Origin of the sequence: Nocardia sp. FDAARGOS_372 (genome assembly GCF_002554515.1) — a bacterium.
Taxonomy (GTDB): Bacteria; Actinomycetota; Actinomycetes; order Mycobacteriales; family Mycobacteriaceae; genus Nocardia; species Nocardia farcinica.
The window spans coordinates 1,134,311-1,152,785 of sequence record NZ_PDDW01000001.1 but is presented as its reverse complement, the minus strand read 5'-3'; the positions used below and the strand labels follow the sequence as shown (position 1 = coordinate 1,152,785).

The 18,475-nt window shown below is 71.1% G+C and carries 18 protein-coding genes; 13 read left to right on the top strand and 5 right to left on the bottom strand.

Annotated elements, in window-relative coordinates; all coding sequences use genetic code 11:
• Positions 1–107 precede the first annotated feature (107 nt).
• The 3 genes from CRM89_RS30805 (at position 108) to CRM89_RS05825 (ending at position 2,326) form a co-directional block, all read left to right on the top strand.
• A complete protein-coding gene (locus tag CRM89_RS30805) occupies positions 108–284 on the top strand; it encodes a hypothetical protein (protein ID WP_167547506.1) in 177 nt (58 codons plus the stop codon).
• A gap of 260 nt (positions 285–544) precedes the next feature.
• Positions 545–1,801: a CdaR family transcriptional regulator gene (locus tag CRM89_RS05830; protein WP_098083418.1), complete on the top strand. Its 1,257-nt coding sequence runs from the start codon at positions 545–547 to the stop codon at positions 1,799–1,801.
• A 90-nt stretch (positions 1,802–1,891) separates the two neighbouring features.
• Positions 1,892–2,326 (top strand): CBS domain-containing protein, encoded by a 435-nt coding sequence (locus CRM89_RS05825; RefSeq protein ID WP_011209101.1) that lies wholly within the window; start codon positions 1,892–1,894, stop codon positions 2,324–2,326.
• Positions 2,327–2,332: 6 nt separating this feature from the next.
• Here CRM89_RS05825 and CRM89_RS05820 read toward each other — a convergent pair whose 3' ends face one another.
• The gene (locus CRM89_RS05820; RefSeq protein WP_011209100.1) at positions 2,333–2,764 is read right to left on the bottom strand and encodes a pyridoxamine 5'-phosphate oxidase family protein; all 432 of its coding nucleotides are present in this window, start codon (positions 2,762–2,764) and stop codon (positions 2,333–2,335) included.
• Between the two features lie 138 nt (positions 2,765–2,902).
• Between CRM89_RS05820 and CRM89_RS05815 the strand changes: the two genes are divergently transcribed.
• The 9 genes from CRM89_RS05815 to ligD all read left to right on the top strand — a co-directional run bounded on the left by CRM89_RS05815 (position 2,903) and on the right by ligD (position 13,383).
• The gene (locus tag CRM89_RS05815) at positions 2,903–4,195 is read left to right on the top strand and encodes an aminotransferase class V-fold PLP-dependent enzyme (protein WP_098086890.1); all 1,293 of its coding nucleotides are present in this window, start codon (positions 2,903–2,905) and stop codon (positions 4,193–4,195) included.
• Positions 4,192–5,457: a heavy-metal-associated domain-containing protein gene (locus tag CRM89_RS05810; RefSeq protein WP_098083417.1), complete on the top strand. Its 1,266-nt coding sequence runs from the start codon at positions 4,192–4,194 to the stop codon at positions 5,455–5,457. The genes CRM89_RS05815 and CRM89_RS05810 overlap by 4 nt, the downstream gene beginning before the upstream one ends.
• Positions 5,454–6,863, top strand: a complete 1,410-nt coding sequence (locus CRM89_RS05805) for a Y4yA family PLP-dependent enzyme (protein ID WP_098083416.1) — start codon at positions 5,454–5,456, stop codon at positions 6,861–6,863. Before CRM89_RS05810 ends, CRM89_RS05805 begins: the two co-directional genes overlap by 4 nt.
• Entirely contained in the window at positions 6,863–8,188 is a 1,326-nt protein-coding gene (locus CRM89_RS05800; protein WP_098083415.1) for a pyridoxal-phosphate dependent enzyme, read from the top strand. Before CRM89_RS05805 ends, CRM89_RS05800 begins: the two co-directional genes overlap by 1 nt.
• Positions 8,189–8,243: 55 nt before the next feature.
• Entirely contained in the window at positions 8,244–8,870 is a 627-nt protein-coding gene (locus CRM89_RS05795) for a TetR/AcrR family transcriptional regulator (RefSeq protein ID WP_060591549.1), read from the top strand.
• A gap of 93 nt (positions 8,871–8,963) precedes the next feature.
• The gene (locus tag CRM89_RS05790; RefSeq protein WP_098083414.1) at positions 8,964–10,676 is read left to right on the top strand and encodes an acyl-CoA dehydrogenase family protein; all 1,713 of its coding nucleotides are present in this window, start codon (positions 8,964–8,966) and stop codon (positions 10,674–10,676) included.
• Between the two features lie 94 nt (positions 10,677–10,770).
• Positions 10,771–11,163: a cold shock domain-containing protein gene (locus tag CRM89_RS05785; protein ID WP_060593358.1), complete on the top strand. Its 393-nt coding sequence runs from the start codon at positions 10,771–10,773 to the stop codon at positions 11,161–11,163.
• A gap of 133 nt (positions 11,164–11,296) precedes the next feature.
• Positions 11,297–12,385: an ATP-dependent DNA ligase gene (locus CRM89_RS05780; RefSeq protein ID WP_194998353.1), complete on the top strand. Its 1,089-nt coding sequence runs from the start codon at positions 11,297–11,299 to the stop codon at positions 12,383–12,385.
• Positions 12,382–13,383, top strand: a complete 1,002-nt coding sequence (ligD, locus tag CRM89_RS05775) for a non-homologous end-joining DNA ligase (RefSeq protein WP_060591555.1) — start codon at positions 12,382–12,384, stop codon at positions 13,381–13,383. Before CRM89_RS05780 ends, ligD begins: the two co-directional genes overlap by 4 nt.
• Before the next feature lie 7 nt (positions 13,384–13,390).
• Here ligD and CRM89_RS05770 read toward each other — a convergent pair whose 3' ends face one another.
• The 4 genes from CRM89_RS05770 to CRM89_RS05755 form a co-directional block, all read right to left on the bottom strand.
• Positions 13,391–14,083 carry a hypothetical protein gene (locus tag CRM89_RS05770; protein WP_098083413.1) on the bottom strand — a complete coding sequence of 231 codons (693 nt, stop codon included), beginning with the start codon at positions 14,081–14,083 and terminating at the stop codon, positions 13,391–13,393.
• Between the two features lie 269 nt (positions 14,084–14,352).
• Positions 14,353–14,979, bottom strand: coding sequence for a TetR/AcrR family transcriptional regulator (locus CRM89_RS05765; RefSeq protein WP_098083412.1), 627 nt, complete (start codon positions 14,977–14,979; stop codon positions 14,353–14,355).
• The gene (locus tag CRM89_RS05760) at positions 14,963–16,108 is read right to left on the bottom strand and encodes an acyl-CoA dehydrogenase family protein (RefSeq protein WP_011209088.1); all 1,146 of its coding nucleotides are present in this window, start codon (positions 16,106–16,108) and stop codon (positions 14,963–14,965) included. Before CRM89_RS05760 ends, CRM89_RS05765 begins: the two co-directional genes overlap by 17 nt.
• 128 nt (positions 16,109–16,236) lie before the next feature.
• A complete protein-coding gene (locus CRM89_RS05755; RefSeq protein ID WP_307786469.1) occupies positions 16,237–16,920 on the bottom strand; it encodes a flavin reductase family protein in 684 nt (227 codons plus the stop codon).
• 116 nt (positions 16,921–17,036) lie between these two features.
• Between CRM89_RS05755 and CRM89_RS05750 the strand changes: the two genes are divergently transcribed.
• Positions 17,037–18,467 carry an SDR family NAD(P)-dependent oxidoreductase gene (locus CRM89_RS05750; protein WP_098083411.1) on the top strand — a complete coding sequence of 477 codons (1,431 nt, stop codon included), beginning with the start codon at positions 17,037–17,039 and terminating at the stop codon, positions 18,465–18,467.
• Positions 18,468–18,475: the final 8 nt, after the last annotated feature.

The window sequence follows — 18,475 nt, the reverse complement described above, 5'->3', positions numbered from 1 at the left end:
TCTTTGCGCACAATGGTGTTCGTACAGATGTGCTTGCATCTGCACGATTACCGCGCTTAGGATCACCCGAAACAGGGGAGCTTCACACCCGTCGAAGGCCAGGCGTCATGACTCAGCCACCATCACGTTCCCGTCGTCTCGGCATCGCCGAGATCGCCGCCGTCTACGGCACCGAGGCCTTGCATCGCCGCATCGCGCAGTTGCGGGCGTGCGGCCAGCACTACGCCGCGGTGGCGATCGAACGCGAACTGCTCGGCACGACCGACACCACCCCGCGGCCCTGACAAGGACGCGCCGGGACGACACCGCACCGAGGGCGATGAATCCGGCGGCCGATCGTCGTCTGCGTGCCGCGCCCGACATCGCCGCACGCTATGGCGATCCGAATGCCTGACATGTCAAGCGAACCCGCAATCAGGACATACCCGACCGAACGGTGTCGATCTCGCCGAAGCCGACCCGCTGGTGGGAATCGTTTCCTATAGTGAGGCACGATTCGGGCGCGGTCGCAGGACGCCCGAGGTGGCAGTGGGAGCGCTGATCCATGACCTTGCCCGCGCCGGACCTCTCTCCGGAGCCGTCCGCGCCTGCGCTCGAAATCGGCGGGCGGCCGGCGTCGGTGCCGTTGCAGAACACCGACCGGGTCGCCTCGACGATGGTCGGGCACTTCGCGTCCACCGCCCCGTGCCGGACGCTGCCCGGGGAGCAGCTGCGCGGTGACGTCACCAAGGTGACCCGCTTCTGCCTGGCGCTGGCCGCGGAGATGTTCGACCGGCGCGCCGTACCCGCCGCCGACCAGCTGGGCGAGGTCCGCGAAGCGGCCGCGCAGTGGGCCCGGGAAGCGGTGCCGTTGAGCACCATCCTGCGCGCCTACCACGAGGGCCTGCGCATGGCGTTCGGGCTGGTCACCGCGCCCGCCGAGGACGGTGACGTGGGCGAGGTCCTGGTCGCCACCGACCTCATGCTGGAACTGTTGCAATCGATCACGGCCGCCGTGTGCGACGCCTACGTCGACGAGCAGCATCTGGTCGCGCGCGAACATCAGACCGCCGCGCAGACGCTGGCCTCGGCACTGCTGAGCGGCCGCGCCAGCTCGGCGGTGGCACGCCAGAGCGGGATCCCGATCGCCGAGGTCTACCAGGTGGTCGCGCTGGCCATTCCCGCGCACCCCGACGAGCTCGATCCGCGCATCGACACCCAGGTCGCGGCGCGCCGCAAGCTGCGCCGCGTGCAATCCGGGCTGGCCACCGCCTTCGACGCGCAAGTGCTGGCGCTGCTGTCGCCCACCGGTGGGACACTGCTGGTCCCGCACGGCGAGCAGCACCGGCCGTTCACCGCGGAACTGCTCGCGGTACTGGGCAAGGCCGCCGAGGTGCCGCTGTCGGCGACCGTGGTCACCGCCGCCACCGACCGGATCCCGGAATCGGCCGAACAGGCGCACGAACTGCTCGAGCTGGCGCAGCTGGCCGGACGCGGGCCCGGCCTGTACGAAATGGCCGACCTCGCGGTGGAGTACCAGCTCACCCGCGGCGGTCCCGCAACCCACCAGGTCGCCGGTCTGCTCGAGCCCCTCGACGCCCACCCCGAACTCTCCGACACCATGCGCGCCTACCTGCGCAACGACATGAACCGCCGGATGACCGCCCGCCAGCTGTTCGTCCACCCCAACACCGTCGACTACCGCCTGCGCCGCATCGCCCAACTCACCGGCATCGATCTGGCCACCTCCGCGGGCATCTCCCAAGCCGCCATCGCCCTCCTCGCCCGCGACCTCCACCGCCCCACCCGCACCCCCCACTGACCCCGACCCCCCACTCGATGCCGATTCGTGCTGGTGTGGGGGGCGGGATCGCGCGATCCTGGAACCCCGTGAGTCTGGATGGTGAGGCTTATGCGTATCGCGGAGATCTTGCGTCGAAAGGGTTGCGAGGTCGCCACCGTCACTCCCGGTACGACGGTGCGTGCGCTGCTGGCGGTGCTGGCCGAGCACAACATCGGTGCGGTGGTGGTGTCGCCGGGCGGCGGCCGCATCTCGGGCATCGTGTCCGAGCGCGACGTGGTGCGCGGCCTGCACGAGTACGGTGCGGGGCTGCTGGACACGCCGGTCAGCGACATCATGACCACGCCGGTGCGCACGTGCGCGCCGGAGGACCGGGTGGACGGCCTGCGCCGCATCATGACCGAGCACCGGGTCCGGCACCTGCCGGTGGTGCGCGACGACCGCCTGGTGGGCATCGTCAGCATCGGCGACGTGGTCAAGAGCGCGATCTCCGAACTCGCCACCGAGCGCCAGCTGCTGGTCGACTACGTGCAGGGCCGCTACTGACGGCACTCACATGTCGTCGACGGATCCCAGGTCGGCCGAGAGCCACCGCTCCGGCCGCATCGACACCACGACCTGCGGCCCGTAGGCCTCGGCCGCCTTCAGATACGACTCCACCTTGTCGGCGGGCAGGTACCGCTCGACCATCTCGCGGTGCTGCGCGTCGGTCATCGGCTCGATCCCGGTGACCGGCCCCTCGACGGTGACGTAGCGGATGGTGGGCTCGACCTGCTGCACCATGATGCTGAACCGCCCCGCGTCGCGGATGTGGCGCAGTTTGCGGGAGTCGGCGCCGGTCAGCACCCACAGGTCCGACCCGGGGCGGTACTGGTACCAGATCGGCACCAGCAGCGGGCCGCGGCCGGGACCAGCGGCGACCGACAGGGCCGCGCTGTGCGGCCGGGTGAGAAACTCCTGACGCTCTTCCAGGCTCAACGGCATACCTCCGAGTGTAGGCCGCGGGTCCGGCACCGCCCCGCCCGCGAGCCGAAACATGTTGAGTGCGTGAAACCTTCGAGCGCGGCGGGAAAACTGCGTATCGTGGATTCCGTCCACCCGGTGGGTGAAGGGAGGGTCACGGTGCGGACATCCACGCCGGGTTCGCCCACGTCCACCCGCCCGTCGAACGCCTCCCCCGTCGGCGCGTCGTTCGCGTCCGTGCCCGCACTGTTCCCCGCGCTCGCGGACCCCGCCCACACCTATCTCGACAGCGCTGCCACCACCCAGAAGCCGGTGCCGGTCATCGACACCGTCACCCGTTACCACCGCGAGCGCACCGCCAACGCCGGACGCGGCTCCTACCCGTGGTCGACGGCGCTGGCCGCACGCATCGCCGAGATCAGGGCACGGACGGCCGCCTTCCTCGGCGCGGGGCACACCGACGAGATCGTGTTCACCCCCGGCGCCACCGCCGCGCTCAACGCCGTGGCACTCTCCTGGGGTCTCGCCGTGCTCGACGACGGCGACGAGATCCTCTACAGCCCGGCCGATCACGCGTCGAACGTGCTGCCGTGGCACCACCTGCGCGGACTGCTGGGCCGGGCCGGACGGCGGATCGACCTGGTCCCGTACGCGACCACCCGCCGCGGCACCGCCGACATCGACGACATCCTCGCCCGCGCGAGCCCGCGCACCCGGCTGGTCACCGTCGCCCACCTGCACCAGGTCTACGGTGGCCGCACCGATGTCGCGGCGCTGCGGGCGGGCCTGGACCGGCGGGTGGCGCTGTGCGTGGACGCCAGCCAGAGCGCGGGCCATCTGCCGCTGGACGTGACCGCCCTCGGCGCCGACTTCACAGTTCTCGCCGCCCACAAGATGTTCGGCGCACCCGGCCTCGGCGTGCTGTACTGCGGCCGACGCGTACACGCCTCGCTGCTGCCGTTCCTGCCGGGCGGGAACTCCGGTGTGCGGGTGGCTGATTCGGGCCTCGAATCGACCGGCATGCCACACCTGCTCGAGGGCGGGACCCCGGACATTCCCGCCGTCCTCGCGCTCGGCAGCGCCCTCGACGTGCTGGAATCCCTCGGCCGCGACCGCATCGCCGCCCACAACCACCTGCTCACCCGGCGGCTGATCGACGGCCTGCGCACGGTGCCCGGCCTGGACTTCCTGCCCGGGCCCGCCCACGGCCCCGAGACCGACGGCGACGGCATCGTCTCGTTCACCCTCGACGGCATCGCCGCCGCCGATCTCGGTTTCGTGCTGGCCGAGCACGGTTTCCTGGTGCGCACCGGATCGCACTGCGTGCCGGCCGCGCACCATGCTGCCCCGCACCGTGATTCGGTGCGCGTGAGCACGCACGTCTACACCACGGTCGAGCAGATCGACCGGTTCGTCCGCTGTGTCGCCACCATCGCCGAGGAGGTCACGTGAGTGCGCACACCCCCCGCTACGACCGGAGGGCGGCCTCGCGGGTGCTGGCCGAGCTCACCGAGCCCGGCCTGTTCACCGGCCCGCTCGAGCCCGGTGAACCCCGGCTCGTCGAATACACCACCACCCCGGTGCGCGGCGAGCCCGGCAGCCACCTCACCACCTCCCAGCGGATGTATCTGGAGCGGTTCATGCGACCCTGCCGTCCCGAGCAGGTCACCACCGCCACGCATCGGATGACCTGGACCGACAGCGACGGCGTCCCGAACACCGGGCACTTCCGCGCCGACGGCCTCGGCCCGCTGGTGCCCGTCGCGGCCAGGGAAACCGTGCTCGTGCTCCGGCGGGCGCTCACCGCCGACACCGCGCTCGCCGCCCGGATCGCCGCGCTCGGACCGCAGCAGCACGCGGTGCTGACCGGTACCACAACCGACCACGACCCGCTGGAGATCCTGTGCGTCGGCATCGAGGCCGCGGCGCGCGCGCTGGCACAGCACGCGCTGCTGGCCCGGCAGACGCCGTACCGGGAGCCCGGCGAATTCGCCCGCGGGCTCGCCGATTCCGGCATCTTCACCGCGGTGGCCACGCGCTGGTTCTGGGAGTTGCAGGCCTCGACCTACCGCCGCGGCATGATCCCGGCGACGCTGGTCGCGCTGCCCGACGGCACCGTCCGCTACACGGCCGAGACGGTGGCCACGCTGCGGGCGATGAAGGACGCGACCATCGCGGAGGCGCACGCGGTGATGCGCCGCGCGACCACCACCGAGGGTCTGACGGTGGCCGAGGCGCTGGCCAAGTACCACGACGAGCTCGACCTCATCTCCCGCCAGTACGCGCTGCTCGGGCCCGGCACCCGGCCCGCCTGCCTGGCGGCGATGCCGCATCAGCTCGACGGGCGGCACTACACGCTGCTGCCGCTGGTGATCGACCGCTTCGTGGAGACCTTCGGCGCGGTCGTCGACCGCTGCCGGATCGTGACCGCGCCCGAGACCGGCGAACCCGGCGACGAGCCGCTCGCCGCGGAGGACATGGTCTGTTACGTCCCCGACATGAGCTGCCGGCACTGCGTGCGCACCATCACCGCGACACTGGCGGGCATGGGCGTCCCCGTGCTGGAGGTCGACCTGGAGACCAAGCGGGTCGTGGCGGAGTTCCGCAGCCCGCGCAACCGGGCCAGGGTGTTCGAGGCGTTGCGCGACGGCGGCTACACCCCGGTGTCGGAGCGGCCGCGGGTGGCCGGTCCGGCCACCGAGCCGGTGGTATGAGCGGCGAACCGCCCGCGCTACCGGCGCGGCTGCATCCGCTGGTGCGCGCCTTCCTCGACGACCGGGCCGCCGTCGCGGCCGTCGCCGACTCCGGCACACCCGCGCACGTGGTGTTCCCGCAGGTGCTCGCCGAGAACGCGGACGCGCTGGCGGCGGTGCTCGACCGGAGCCCGGTGCGATCGCGGATGTACTACGCGCACAAGGTGAATCGCTCGCCGGCCTTGGCGAGGGCGGCCGAGCGGTGCGGCATCGGCATCGATGTCGCCTCCCCCGGCGAACTGGCGAACGCGCGCGCGGCGGGTTTCGCGCCCGCGCGGATCGAGGTGACGGGGCCGAAAGGCGCGCGCTTCCTGGCGACGGCGGTGGCGTCCGGCGCCACGATCAACGTGGACAACCTCTGGGAACTCGCCGCCCTCGACGACCTCGCCCGCGGCACGGACCCGATACCGGCGCTGCTGCGCGTCGGTGACCTCCCCGGGACGCCGCGCAGTCGCTTCGGTGTGCCGCTGCCCCGGGTCGACGACGCCCTGCGGCTGCTGGCCGCGTCCACCTCGCGGATCCGGTTCCTCGGCTTCGCCTTTCACCTCGATTCCGGCGCGGTGACCGATCGGGTGCGCGCCGTGCAGACCTGCCTGGCATTGATCGAACGCGCCCACGCCCACGGCCTCGCCCCGCACGTGCTCGACATCGGCGGCGGGCTGCGCCAGGTGTTCACCGCCGACGCCGACCGTTTCGACGGCTACGTCCGCGCGTTGCGCGCCGGGCTGGCCGGGCGTGGGCCTGCGATGAGCTGGCCGGGGCAGACGTTCGGGTATCACGTCGCGGGCGGTGCGGCCCACGGCACGCCGGTGTTCCACAAGTACGGCAACACCGTCGGCGCGGCCGACATGCTCGCCGAACTGCTGGCCGCCCCGCTGGCCGAGCACGAGGGTCGCCCACTGGGCACGGTGCTGGCCGACAACCTGCTCGAGCTCTGGCTGGAGCCGGGCAAGGCGTTGGTCGACCACGCGGGGCTGACGCTGGCGAGCGTGGAGTTCGTCAAGGAACTCGGCGACGGCACCGTGCTGGTCACCCTCGACCTCAGCCGCGACACCGTGACCCCCGCCGACCAGGAGGTGATGGTCGACCCGCTGGTCCTGCCCGGTGCGCGGCGCGACGACGGTCCCGCGGTGGGGGTCTACTTCGCGGGCAGGCTGTGTCTCGAACGCGACCTGATCACGACCCGGCAGGTGTCCCTGCCCGGCCTGCCCGCGCCCGGTGACGTGGTGGTCTTCCCGAACACCGCCGCCTATCACATGGATCTGTCCGCCTCGACCGCGGCGAGGTGGGCACCGCCGCGGCGGTGGGTCGTGGAGTCCACCGAGGCGGGTTTCGCGGCGCGCCCCGACACCGAGGCCGCCGCCTGATGCGCTACGACCACATCACCGACCTCGTCGGCAACACTCCCCTGCTGCGACTCGATCCGGCGGTGCACGGCCTGGACGGGGTCGAGCTGTTCGCGAAACTGGAGTCGCACAATCCCTTCGGCTCGGTGAAGGACCGGGTGGCGGTCGCCCTGCTGCGCGACGAACTCGACCGCGTGCGCGCGGACGGGCAGAGGCTGATCGAAGCCTCCAGCGGCAACACCGCCAAGGCCCTGCGGGTGCTCGGCGCGATGTCCGGCGTCGGGCTGCGCGCGGTCACCAACCGGATCAAGGTCGGCGAGGTCCGTGACCTGCTGCGCCTGCTCGGCACCGAGATCGTGGAACTGCCCGGGCTGTCGGAATGCCCCGATCCCGGTGCGCCCAACGACGTCGCGGCGGTGATCGCGGCGACGATGGCGCAGGCACCGGGCGCCTACCACCACCCCTCGCAGTACACGAACGAGAAGAACATCGAGGCGCACTGGCACGGCACCGGCCGCGAGATCCACCGCGACCTCGCCGCGCGCGGCATCGACCGGGTCGACTATCTCGTCGGCGGACTCGGCACCACCGGCTCCACCCGCGGCACCGCCACCCACCTGCGCACCCACCATCCCGGCCTACGCACCATCGGGGTGGTGTCCACCCGGGCGGATTTCATCCCCGGCATCCGCTCGGAGACCGAGATGTGGGACGTGGGGCTGTTCCGGCCCGAGTTCTACGACCGCATCCTCGCGGTCGACTCCGGCGCCGCCATCGAGGCCACCCTGCGCCTGGCCACCGGGTACGGCGTGCTGGCCGGGCCGACCAGCGGCGCGTCCTACGCGGCGGCCCTGCAGACGCTGCGCGACCTCGACCGTTCGCGGCGGCCACCGGACGGTCCGGTCGTCGCGGTCGTGATCGTCTGCGACCGGCTCGAGCCGTACCTGTCCTATATCAAGAAGCGCAGGCCCGACCTGTTCGGCGGCGCGGATCCCGAGGCGGCGCCCACGCCGGCCGAACTCGCCGCCGTTCCCCGCCTGACCCCGGCCGAACTCGCCGACCGCGACCGGACCGAGCGGCTGACCGTCGTCGACACCCGCGGGGCGATGGCCTACCGGATCGGGCACGTGCCCGGCGCGATCAATCTGCGCGACGACCTGCTCGACGACATGCTCACCCACGGCGTGCCGTTCCCCCGCGGCAGGCCGGTCGTCTTCGTCTGCCCGGTCGGCGAGGTCGCGCTGCGTTTCGCGGTCCGCGCCCGGCGGGCGGGCTACGACGCCGCGAGCCTGGACGGCGGCGTGGTGGCCTGGCGCGACGCGGGCCTACCGTGGGAGCGCGGCTGACGACGCGGGCGACTGAGCGAGCGGGGCGCCGCCGGCCGAACGATAGTGTGGGGCCGTGCAGACAGGTCAGGATTCAGACGACGCCGGTCCCCGCATCTGGGGTGGAACGACGCTCACCGAGCGCCGGGAGGCGCGCCGTGCCGCGCTGCTCGAGGCCGCGCTCGACCTGATCGGCGAGGCGGGGGCGGCGGGAGTCACGATGCGCGCGGTGTGCCGGCGGGCCAACCTCACCGACCGCTACTTCTACGAGAGTTTCAGCAGCCGCGACGAGTTGCTCGACGTGCTCTACCGCGGGGTCGCCGAGGAGTTCCTCGATCCGATGACGGCGTTCACCGACGCCGACGATCCTTCCCGCGACCGGGCGCTGGCCGAGGTGCTGGTCGACAAGGTGCTCGAGGATCCGCGCAAGTCGCGGCTGTTCCTGGTGGAGCCGTATTCGAGCACGGGCCTGGGGCAGACCACCATCGCGGTGATGCCCGCGTTCACCCGGCTGATCCAGGATCACCTGTTCGTCCACATCGAGGATCCGGTCAAGCGGAGGCTGGCGGCGGTGAGCATGGCGAGTGGGAACGCGGGCATGTTCTCGGCGTGGTTGAACGGTTCGCTGCGCGCGACCCGCGAGCAGATCGTCGAGCACTGCGTGGCGATGCTGGGGGCCTACCGCACGCTCTACCGCTCCTGACACCGGACGGTTTCTTCGCGGCACCGCATTGACGGCGGCTGCCTTCACTTCTAAATTGAAGGCACCTGCCCTCAGATGAAAGGCGTCGCTGCCATGCCACTGTTCAACCCGACGACGGACACCTTCGCGGAGTTCGATCCGAAGACGCGGGAGCTGCTGACGGCACTCGTGAACTTCTTCGAGCGCAAGGGCAAGCAGAAGCTGACGGCCGACACCCACCGCGCCGAGTGGTACGACGACTGGATGGCCTTCCTGGCCGAGTCCCGCATCCTCGCCTACATGGCGACCCCGAAGGCGCACGCCGGCGGCGATCCGGACAAGCGCTGGGACACCGCCTTCATCTCCAAGTTCAACGAGATCACCGGTTTCTACGGCGCCCAGTACTGGTACGCCTGGGGGGTGTCCACACTCGGGCTGGCCACCATCTGGCAGAGCGACAACGCCGAGGCGCACGCCCGCGCCGCCGAGGAACTCGACCGCGGCGGCGTCATCGCCTTCGGCCTGTCCGAAAAGGACCACGGCGCCGACATCTACGCCACCGACATGCTGCTCACCCCCGACGGTGCCGGCGGCTTCACCGCCACCGGCGGCAAGTACTACATCGGCAACGGCAACGTCGCGCGGCTGGTGCCGACCCTGGGCAGGCGCACCGACATCGAGGGCCCCGACGCCTACGTGTGGTTCCTCGCCGACTCCCAGCACCCCAACTACACGCTGGTCAAGAACGTCATCCACGGCCAGAACTACGTCAGCGCCTACGATCTGGCGAACTACCCGGTGCGCGCGCAGGACGTGCTGCACACCGGCAGGCGGGCCTTCGACGTCGCACTCGCCGCCGTGAACTGCGGCAAGTTCAACATCGGGATGGTCACCCTCGGCATCGTCCAGCACAGCTTCTACGAGACGATCAACCAGGCGCACGGCAAGATCCTGTTCGGGCACCCGGTCACCGATTTCGGTCAGGTGCGCCAGATCCTGTCCGACGCCTACGTGCGGATCACCGCGATGAAGCTCTACCACGAGCGCGCCATCGACTACATGCGCTGTTCGTCCCCGGCGGACCGGCGGTTCGTGCTGTTCAACTCGATCGGCAAGATGAAGGTCACCCGCGAGGGCGAGCGGGTGTTCCGGGAACTCTCGGATGTCATCTCCGCCAAGGGATTCGAGAAGGACACCTACTTCTCGATGGCGCGCGGCATCATCGATTCGATGCCGCGGCTCGAGGGCACCGCGCACGTGAACATGGCGCTGACGCTGAAGTTCATGACCAGCTTCCTCTACAACCCGGCCGAGCTGCCGCCGGTGCCGGTGCGCCGCGATCCCGGCGACGACGAGGCGCTGTTCCGCCAGCCCGGCGCGGCGGGGCTGAGCAAAGTCCGTTTCGCGGACTGGCGGATCCCGTTCCGCCGATTCGAGCACCTGCCCAACGTCGCCCTGTTCCTGGCCCAGGCCGAGCGGTTCGTGCAGTTCCCGGTGCAGGCGCCGATGACCGACGCGCAACTGGCCGATCTCGACTTCCAGCTCGCCGTCGGCGAACTGTTCACCCTGCTGCCCTACGGCCAGCTCATCGTCGAACAGGCCGCGCTGGCCGGCACCGCCGAAGAACTCGTCGACGCGATCTTCGAGGTGCTGGTCCGCGACTTCGCCGGGTACGCGCTGGGCATCTTCACCAAGCCGTCCTCGACCCCGGCCCAGCAGGACTGGGCGCTGGCCGCGCTGGCAAAGCCCGTCTCCGACCCCGAGGGCGCGCGGCGACTCTACGCGGAGGTGCTCGGGTACGCGGGCAGCTACGAGATGGCGCCGTAACGGCGGCCGACTCACACGACGCCACCGCGCTTCGGGCCGACCGCGGCGAGCTGGCGAGCTAGAGTTGCCCGATAGCGACGGCGGCGAGGAGCGGGTGTTGGTGTCCATCGGGAAATTGGTGTCCTTCGACAGTTCGCGGGGGTTCGGGTTCATCCGCCCGGAGGACGGTGGGCCGGATGTGTTCGTCCACGTCAACGACATCGGGCTGGACGAGGACGAGCTACGCCAGGGCCGGGTCTTCGAGTTCGACGTGACCGAGGGCGACCGCGGCCCCAAGGCGATCAATCTGAGCGCGGTCGGCGGTGGCGGGCCCGCCGCCGCACCGCGCGTCCGCAAGGACCGCGGCGGCCAGCTCAGCGCCGACGAGCATCGCCGGTTGATCACCGAGCTGCTGCTCGACGCGAGCCCCGCGCTGACCGCCGGGGAGATCCTCACCATCCGGGAGCGGCTGACCGCGTTCGCCGACGAACGCGGCTGGCTGGACTGACGGCGCGGCGGGCGCGCAGATCCGCGCTCGTGTCGGACCGGCGTCCTACGATCGAGCCGATCGCCCGCCGGGCGATGAATTCGCGTCGGCCGCGGCGTCGACACGGGTGAGGACGCCGACCCGAGGAGGAAGCGTGGACCTGCCGGTGATGCCACCCGTCAAGCCGATGCTGGCGAAAGCGACGCCGTCGGTGCCGCGTGAGCCCGGCCTGTGCTACGAGCCGAAATGGGACGGCTTTCGCTGCGTGGTGTTCCGCGACGGCCCCGAGGTCGAGCTCGGCTCCCGCAACGACCGCCCGCTGACCAGGTACTTTCCCGAGGTCGCCGAGCTGTTGAAGCAGGCGCTGCCGGCGCGCTGTGTGGTGGACGGCGAGATCGTGGTGGTCACCGAACACGGCCTGGATTTCGACGTGCTGCAGAACCGCCTGCATCCGGCCGCCTCCCGGGTGAACAAGCTGGCCGTGGAGACACCGGCCAGCTTCGTCGCCTTCGATCTGCTCGCCCTCGGCGACGAGGACCTCACCGGCGAGCCGTTCGCCGAACGCAGGCGCAGGCTCGAGCAGATCCTCGACACCGAGCTGGCCCGCGTGCACCTCACCCCGCTCACCCGCGATCCCGACGTCGCCGAGGACTGGTTCACCCGGTTCGAGGGCGCCGGCTTCGACGGGGTGATGGTCAAGGCCGCCGATCAGCCGTATCAGCAGGACAAGCGGGTGATGTTCAAGGTCAAGCACGAACGCACCGCCGACTGCGTGGTGGCGGGCTTCCGCTGGCACAAGGACGGCCAGGGGGTCGGTTCGCTGCTGCTCGGTCTCTACGACGACGACGGGCGGCTGCACCACGTGGGCGTCGCCAGCAGTTTCACCGCCGCCCGGCGCGCGGAACTGGTCGACGAACTCGCCCCGCTGCGGGAGAACGCGCTCGTCGACCACCCCTGGCGGGAGTGGGCCGACGCGGCGGCCCAGGCCAGATCGGAGGGCAAGATGCCGGGCGGGATCAGCCGGTGGACCGGCGGCAAGGATCTGTCCTGGGAGGCGCTGCGGCCGGAGCTGGTCGCCGAGGTGCGCTACGAACACGTGCAGTCCGGCCGGCTGCGCCACGGCGGCAGGCTGGTGCGCTTCCGCACCGACCGCACGCCGCAGTCGTGCACCTACGCCCAGCTCGAGGAAGTCGCGCCCGCGGAACTGTCGGAGATCTTCACCGAGACGGCGGCGTCGCGATGAGCGGGCCCACCCTGGAGGTCGAGGTCGACGGCCGGGTGCTAGCCATCAGCAACCCGGACAAGGTGTATTTCACCAAGCGCGGGGAGACCAAGGCGGATCTGGTCCGCTACTACCAGGCGGTGGCCGAGCCGCTGCTCGGGGTGATCCGCGATCGGCCGCTGCTGCTGGAACGGCACCCCGACGGCGCCTCGGGCAAGTCGTGGTTCCAGAAGCGGGTGCCCAAGTCGGCCCCGGACTGGCTGCACACGGTCGAGGTGACCACCCCCAACGGCACCACCAGCGACGCGCTCGTCGCGCACGACCTCGCGCACATCCTGTGGGCCGTGAACCAGGGCTGCCTGGGCTTTCACGTCTGGCCGAACCGGGTGCGGGACCTCACCGTCGCCGACGAGCTGCGCATCGATCTCGATCCCTCCCCCGGCATCGGCTATCCGGACCTGGTGCAGGCGGCGAAACTGACCAGGGGATTGTTCGACGAGCTGGGCATCGCGTCGGCCGTGAAGACCTCCGGCTCGCGCGGTCTGCACATCTACGTCGCGCTCGAGCCGCGCTGGGACGGGTACCAGGTGCGCGCGGCGGCGGTCGCGCTGGCCAGGGAGCTGGAGCGGCGGCATCCGGACCTGATCACCGCGCACTGGTGGAAGGAGGAGCGCGGACAGCGGGTCTTCGTCGACTATAACCAGAACGCCCCGCACAAGACCGTGTTCGGGGCCTGGTGTGTGCGGCCGAAGGTCGGCGCGCAGGTGTCCACGCCGATCTCCTGGGACGACCTGGACAGCGTGGTGCCCGACGATCTCACCATCGCGACCGTGCCCGCGCGGCTGGCCGAGCGCGGCGATCCGTGGGCGGACCGGGCGCCGCAATCGATCGAGCCGCTGCTGGCGATGTCGGAACGGGACATGGCCGCCGGGATGATGGACGCGCCGTGGCCGCCGCAGTACCCGAAGATGCCCAACGAGCCGCCGCGGGTGCAGCCCAGCCGGGCCAAGAAGCAGTAGCGCCGCCTCACTCGGTCCAGCGGACCCAGGCGGCGTCCCGCGCGCCACCCTCGCACACCAGCGCGCGGCCGTCGGCGGTGCGCCCGGATTTGGCGATTCCGGGATCGCAGGTCTCGCCCGGTTCGTACACCCCGGTGCCGACGTGGTACGGCCCCGACCAGCGGTAGACACCCTCGGTGGCCGGGTCACCCAGGCACAGCAGCGTGCCGCCGTCGGCCGCGCTGCCGATCATCCCGAGCTGCGCGGCGGTGCACGCGGCGCCCTTGCGCACCACCGGCGCCTCGGCCGTCGGCAGCGCGGTGGGCGCGGTGCTCGCCGGCGGCGGGGTGGGGGTCGTGGTGGGCGGCGCGGCGGTCGATCCGGCCGTGGACTGCGGGGCGACCAGGTCGTCGGCGCGGGTGAGGCCGTCCGACAGCAGGTTTCCCGACATCAGCACCAGCGCCGCCAGCGCGGCCACTTCGGCGAGCCCGAGCAACACCGCGAACGTCGCCATCGCCCGGCCGCGCGGATGCCCGAAGGCGATCAGGCCGAACACGATCGCGACCGGGAACAGCGCGAGCAACGCGGCCACGAGCGCGATCACCGCGTACGGGTTGACCATCGGGCGCGGTTCGGGCGGGAACGGGTCGTCGGGCTCGTGCTCGTCGGGCCACGCCTGCGGCCACGGCTCGCTGTCCTGCCATTCCTGCGTCCGTGCCATCGCCGGTCCCTCTCGCACATCCCACTCTCGCGCGGCGCCCCGGAAGCGGCGAACCCCACCAGATACCGGGACAGAATACGGGCGCGTCCGGCGGATGGTCGGGCCACCGCGGTGATCGGGACGTAATACGCGTCACACCGCAATCGGCTGAAGGGAACCGATTTCTGCACTCGATGCACAACGGCATCCAGTGCATGACGCGGCGGGCGATCGGCGCATCACGGTCGACCGGTGGCGGGACGCGACATGCCGCCACCCGCCGGACCGGATCACTCGGCCGTGTCGACCGTGCGCATCGTCTCGGTGACCAGGGTGTACAGCAGATCGGCGAGCAGATGGTGGACCTGATCGCGGGTCAGGTTGCCGCGGCTGATCCATTCGCGGCCCGCGGCTTTCACCAGCCCACCGTAGGACCGCACCATCGCGCGCAATTCTGCACTGTGTGCAGAATTGGCGAGACCGACCATCCGCAGTGTCCGCTCGGCCGCCGCGTCGTCGGCCTCGTCGAGGATCTGCTGCACCTCCGGATCGTCACCGACGCCTTCGTGACTGGTGACCTTCACCCAGGTGCTGCCGTGTTCGGCGATGGTGTCCAGCAGCCACCGCACGCTGGCGTCCACCCGCTCCCGCGGGGTGCCGGTGGGCTCGATCATGTCGTCGGCGCGGGGCAGCGTCACCATCCGGCGCACCACCGCCAGATACAGGTCGCGCTTGTTGCCGAAGTAGTGGTTGATCAAGCCGCGGGCCACCCCGGCCCGCTGCGCCAGTTCGGCGGTGGACACGGCCGCGTACGGCCGCTCGCCGAACATCTCGATCGCGCGGGCCAGGATCTGCGCGCGCCGCTCGTCGGGTTCGAGCCGGCGCCTGCGCGCGGGGGCCTCAGAGTGACCGGGCAATGAGATCCTTCATCACCTCGTTGCTGCCCGCGAGGATGCGCAGCACACGGGCACCGGTGTACAGCTGGGAGATCGGATACTCCGTCATGTACCCGTAGCCGCCGAACAGCTGCAGGCAGCGGTCCACCACGCCGCCGAGCTGGTCGGTGATCCAGTACTTGGTCATCGCCGCGGTGGGGATGTCGAGTTCCCCGCGCAGGTGCTTGACGATCGCGTCGTCGAGGAAGGTGCGCGCCACCCTGGCGATGGTGGCACATTCGGCGAGTTCGAACTTCGTGTTCTGCATGGCGTACAGCGGCTTGCCGAACGCCTCGCGGCCCTTGGTGTACTCGACGGTGAGCTGGACGGCCTTCTCCATCATCGGCACCGCGATCACCGCGGTGACCAGGCGCTCCTGCGCCAGCAGCTGCATCATCTGGTAGAAGCCCTGGCCCTCGGCCTCGCCGAGCAGGTTGCTCGCGGGCACCCGCAGGCCGTCGAAGAACAGCTCGGCGGTGTCCTGGCCCTTGCCGCCGATCTTGCTCAGGATGCGGCCGCGGGTGAAGCCCGGGGTGTCGTCGCCGACCTCGGCGAAGATCAGCGAGACGCCCGCGGCGCCCTTGGTCGGGTCGGTCTTGGCGGCGATGATGATGCCGTCGCACAGCCAGCCGTTGGTGATGAAGATCTTCGAGCCGGTGATGACGTACTCGTCACCCTCCCGCACCGCCCTGGTCTTGATGTTCTGCAGGTCCGAGCCGGTGCCCGGTTCGGTCATGCCGATGGAGAGCACCATCTCGCCGCTGGCGGCCTTGGGCAACACGCGGCGCTTGAGCTCCTCGGAACCGAACTCGGCGAGGTAGGGCGCGATGATCGAGCTGTGCACGGGCATGCCGAGGGCGCCGTCGCCGGCCAAGGTCTGCTCTTCGATGATGGCGGCCTCGTGCGCGAACGTCCCACCGCCGCCCCCGTATTCGGCCGGGATCGCGGTGCACAGCAGGCCGAGTTCACCGGCCCGGTTGTACAGGTGGCGGTCGGGGTGGCCCTGCTCGACGAACTTCTCCTCGTGCGGGACGACCTCCTTCTCGAAGAAGTTGCGGGCGAGTTCGCGTACCGCCTCGACCTCGTCGTCACTCCACGCCGCGCGTGCCATGGTGTCGATCCTTTGCTCGCTGTGGCCCGGCCTCGGGCACCGGACCCCGGCATCAGAGTCCCAGCCCTATTGGCGGCTTGTCAACAAAGGACGGACAAGAGTCCGCCGCGCGGGTGGAACCGGAGCGGTCAGGCCTCGTGACCGGGTCGCAGACCGGCGACGCGGTCGTAACGGAGGGCGGGCCCGGCGACCGGCGCGCGCCCGGCGAGCGGTTCGAGCAGCAACCCGCAGTGATCGCCGAAGTCGTGGCGTTCGAGAATGCGCCCGGCGAACCAGCCCGACGCGCCGGTGAGCACCGGCACCTCGTGCGGGCCCGGCGTCCACGCGCAGTGGGCGAACTTGTCCACGGTGTCGCCGGATTCGGTGGCGAAGAGCCGGGCCAGCGCCTGCTGGCCGGAGGCGAGCAGATGCACCGCCAGATACTCGGCATCGGCGGCGACGCGATAGGTGTGGTTCTTCTTCGACAGCCCGACGAGGAACCGGCGCGGTTCGATGCTCACCTGCGTGCCGAAGCCGACCAGGCAGCCGGCCCGCACCCCGTCGGCCACGGTGGTCACCACCCATACCGGATAGTCGGCGGCGGCGACGACCGCGTCGAAGGCCTCCTCGACACCCTGCCGGGCAACGACCACGGTTCCCTCCTCACCCTCGTCCCGCCGCGGGCGGGCGTACCCGTCGCGGCGGTCGCGCCCCCTGGTAGCGCGCGCGACGGTCGGGGGCGAGCCGTGCGCGCCGTCCCGCGGCCCACCGAGGGCCGCCCCGTCCACCGTACCGAGGCCGAGCGGAACGGCGGCGACGGCGACGATTGCCACAGCCGTTGATCGGGTCCGCCGCGGCTGCTCACCCACCGCGGTCGGGGCACCGCCGGGGGTTTGCGAGAATGGATGCCGCGTTCGCCCCCAGCTCACGAAGGATGTTCCCAGACCCGATGGCCGAGACCCGTATCGATCCCGACGAGCTGGCCACCTGTCTACGGGTGCTCGATCAGGCCGCCGAGCTGGACAAGGACGACCCCGACTCGGTCGCGGTGCAGCGGGCCGTCGGCCACATGTTCAAGAAACTCAAGCAGCGCAGGCGCAGCGAGGCCCGCCGTCGCGTCGCCGAGGCCGACCGCGCCGTCGTCGCCGCCACCGCCACCGGCTCACCGAACCGCATCGATGACGAGACCGCCGGTATCCCGCTGTCCTCGAGCGCCGCGGGCGCCAGCGCGGGCGAACTGCTGCGGGCACGGCCCTGCTACATCTGCAAGCAGCGCTACACCCGGGTGGACGCCTTCTATCACCAACTGTGCCCGGAGTGCGCGGCCGCCGGCCACGCCAAGCGCGACGCGCGCACCGACCTCACCGGCAGGCGCGCGCTGCTCACCGGCGGCCGGGCCAAGATCGGGATGTACATCGCGCTGCGGCTGCTGCGCGACGGCGCGCACACCACCGTCACCACCCGCTTCCCCAACGACGCCGTGCGCCGCTTCGCCGCGATGGAGGACAGCGCGCAGTGGCTGCACCGGCTCCGCGTGGTCGGCATCGACCTGCGCGACCCGGCCCAGGTGGTGGCCCTGGCCGACGACGTGGCCGCGCAGGGCCCGCTCGACATCCTCATCAACAACGCCGCCCAGACCGTGCGCCGCTCCCCCGGCGCCTACAGCGCGCTGGTCGAGGCCGAATCCGCGCCGCTGCCCGCGGGCGCGCTGCCCGACGTGGTGACCTACGGCAAGACGATGCAGCCGCACCCGACCGCACTCACCGCCTCGCTGGCGCCCAGCCTCACCGCCGCCGACGTCGCCGAACTCGCCCTCGTCGCGGGATCGGCCACCCCCGACCGGATTTCGCGTGGCGTGGCGATCGACGCGGGCGGCCTGGTACCGGATCTCGCGCACACCAACAGCTGGGTGCAGACCGTCGGCGAGGTGGACCCGACCGAGTTGCTCGAGGTGCAGCTGTGCAATTCGGTGGCGCCGTTCATCCTGGTCTCCCGACTGCGCCCGGCCATGGCGGCGGCACCGGCGCGGCGCAAGTACATCGTGAACGTCTCGGCCATGGAGGGACAGTTCAGCCGCGGCTACAAGGGCCCGGGCCACCCGCACACGAACATGGCCAAGGCCGCGCTGAACATGCTGACCCGCACCAGCGCCGGCGAGATGTTCGAATCCGACGGCATCCTGATGACCGCGGTGGACACCGGCTGGATCACCGACGAGCGCCCGCACTACACCAAGATGCGGCTGGCCGAGGAAGGCTTCCACGCGCCGCTGGATCTCGTCGACGGCGCCGCCCGCGTCTACGACCCCATCGTGCAGGGCGAGAACGGCGTGGATCTCTACGGCTGCTTCCTCAAGGATTACCGGCCCTCGCCCTGGTGAGAGTGCCT

Bases quoted from the DNA above. Each gene is read 5' to 3' on its own strand.
- CRM89_RS30805 (WP_167547506.1), top strand. From the start codon at position 108: ATGACTCAGCCACCATCACGTTCCCGTCGTCTCGGCATCGCCGAGATC.
- CRM89_RS05830 (WP_098083418.1), top strand. From the start codon at position 545: ATGACCTTGCCCGCGCCGGACCTCTCTCCGGAGCCGTCCGCGCCTGCG.
- CRM89_RS05825 (WP_011209101.1), top strand. From the start codon at position 1,892: ATGCGTATCGCGGAGATCTTGCGTCGAAAGGGTTGCGAGGTCGCCACC.
- CRM89_RS05820 (WP_011209100.1), bottom strand. From the start codon at position 2,764: ATGCCGTTGAGCCTGGAAGAGCGTCAGGAGTTTCTCACCCGGCCGCAC.
- CRM89_RS05805 (WP_098083416.1), top strand. From the start codon at position 5,454: ATGAGCGGCGAACCGCCCGCGCTACCGGCGCGGCTGCATCCGCTGGTG.
- CRM89_RS05800 (WP_098083415.1), top strand. From the start codon at position 6,863: ATGCGCTACGACCACATCACCGACCTCGTCGGCAACACTCCCCTGCTG.
- CRM89_RS05790 (WP_098083414.1), top strand. From the start codon at position 8,964: ATGCCACTGTTCAACCCGACGACGGACACCTTCGCGGAGTTCGATCCG.
- ligD (WP_060591555.1), top strand. From the start codon at position 12,382: ATGAGCGGGCCCACCCTGGAGGTCGAGGTCGACGGCCGGGTGCTAGCC.
- CRM89_RS05770 (WP_098083413.1), bottom strand. From the start codon at position 14,083: ATGGCACGGACGCAGGAATGGCAGGACAGCGAGCCGTGGCCGCAGGCG.
- CRM89_RS05760 (WP_011209088.1), bottom strand. From the start codon at position 16,108: ATGGCACGCGCGGCGTGGAGTGACGACGAGGTCGAGGCGGTACGCGAA.
- CRM89_RS05750 (WP_098083411.1), top strand. From the start codon at position 17,037: ATGGCCGAGACCCGTATCGATCCCGACGAGCTGGCCACCTGTCTACGG.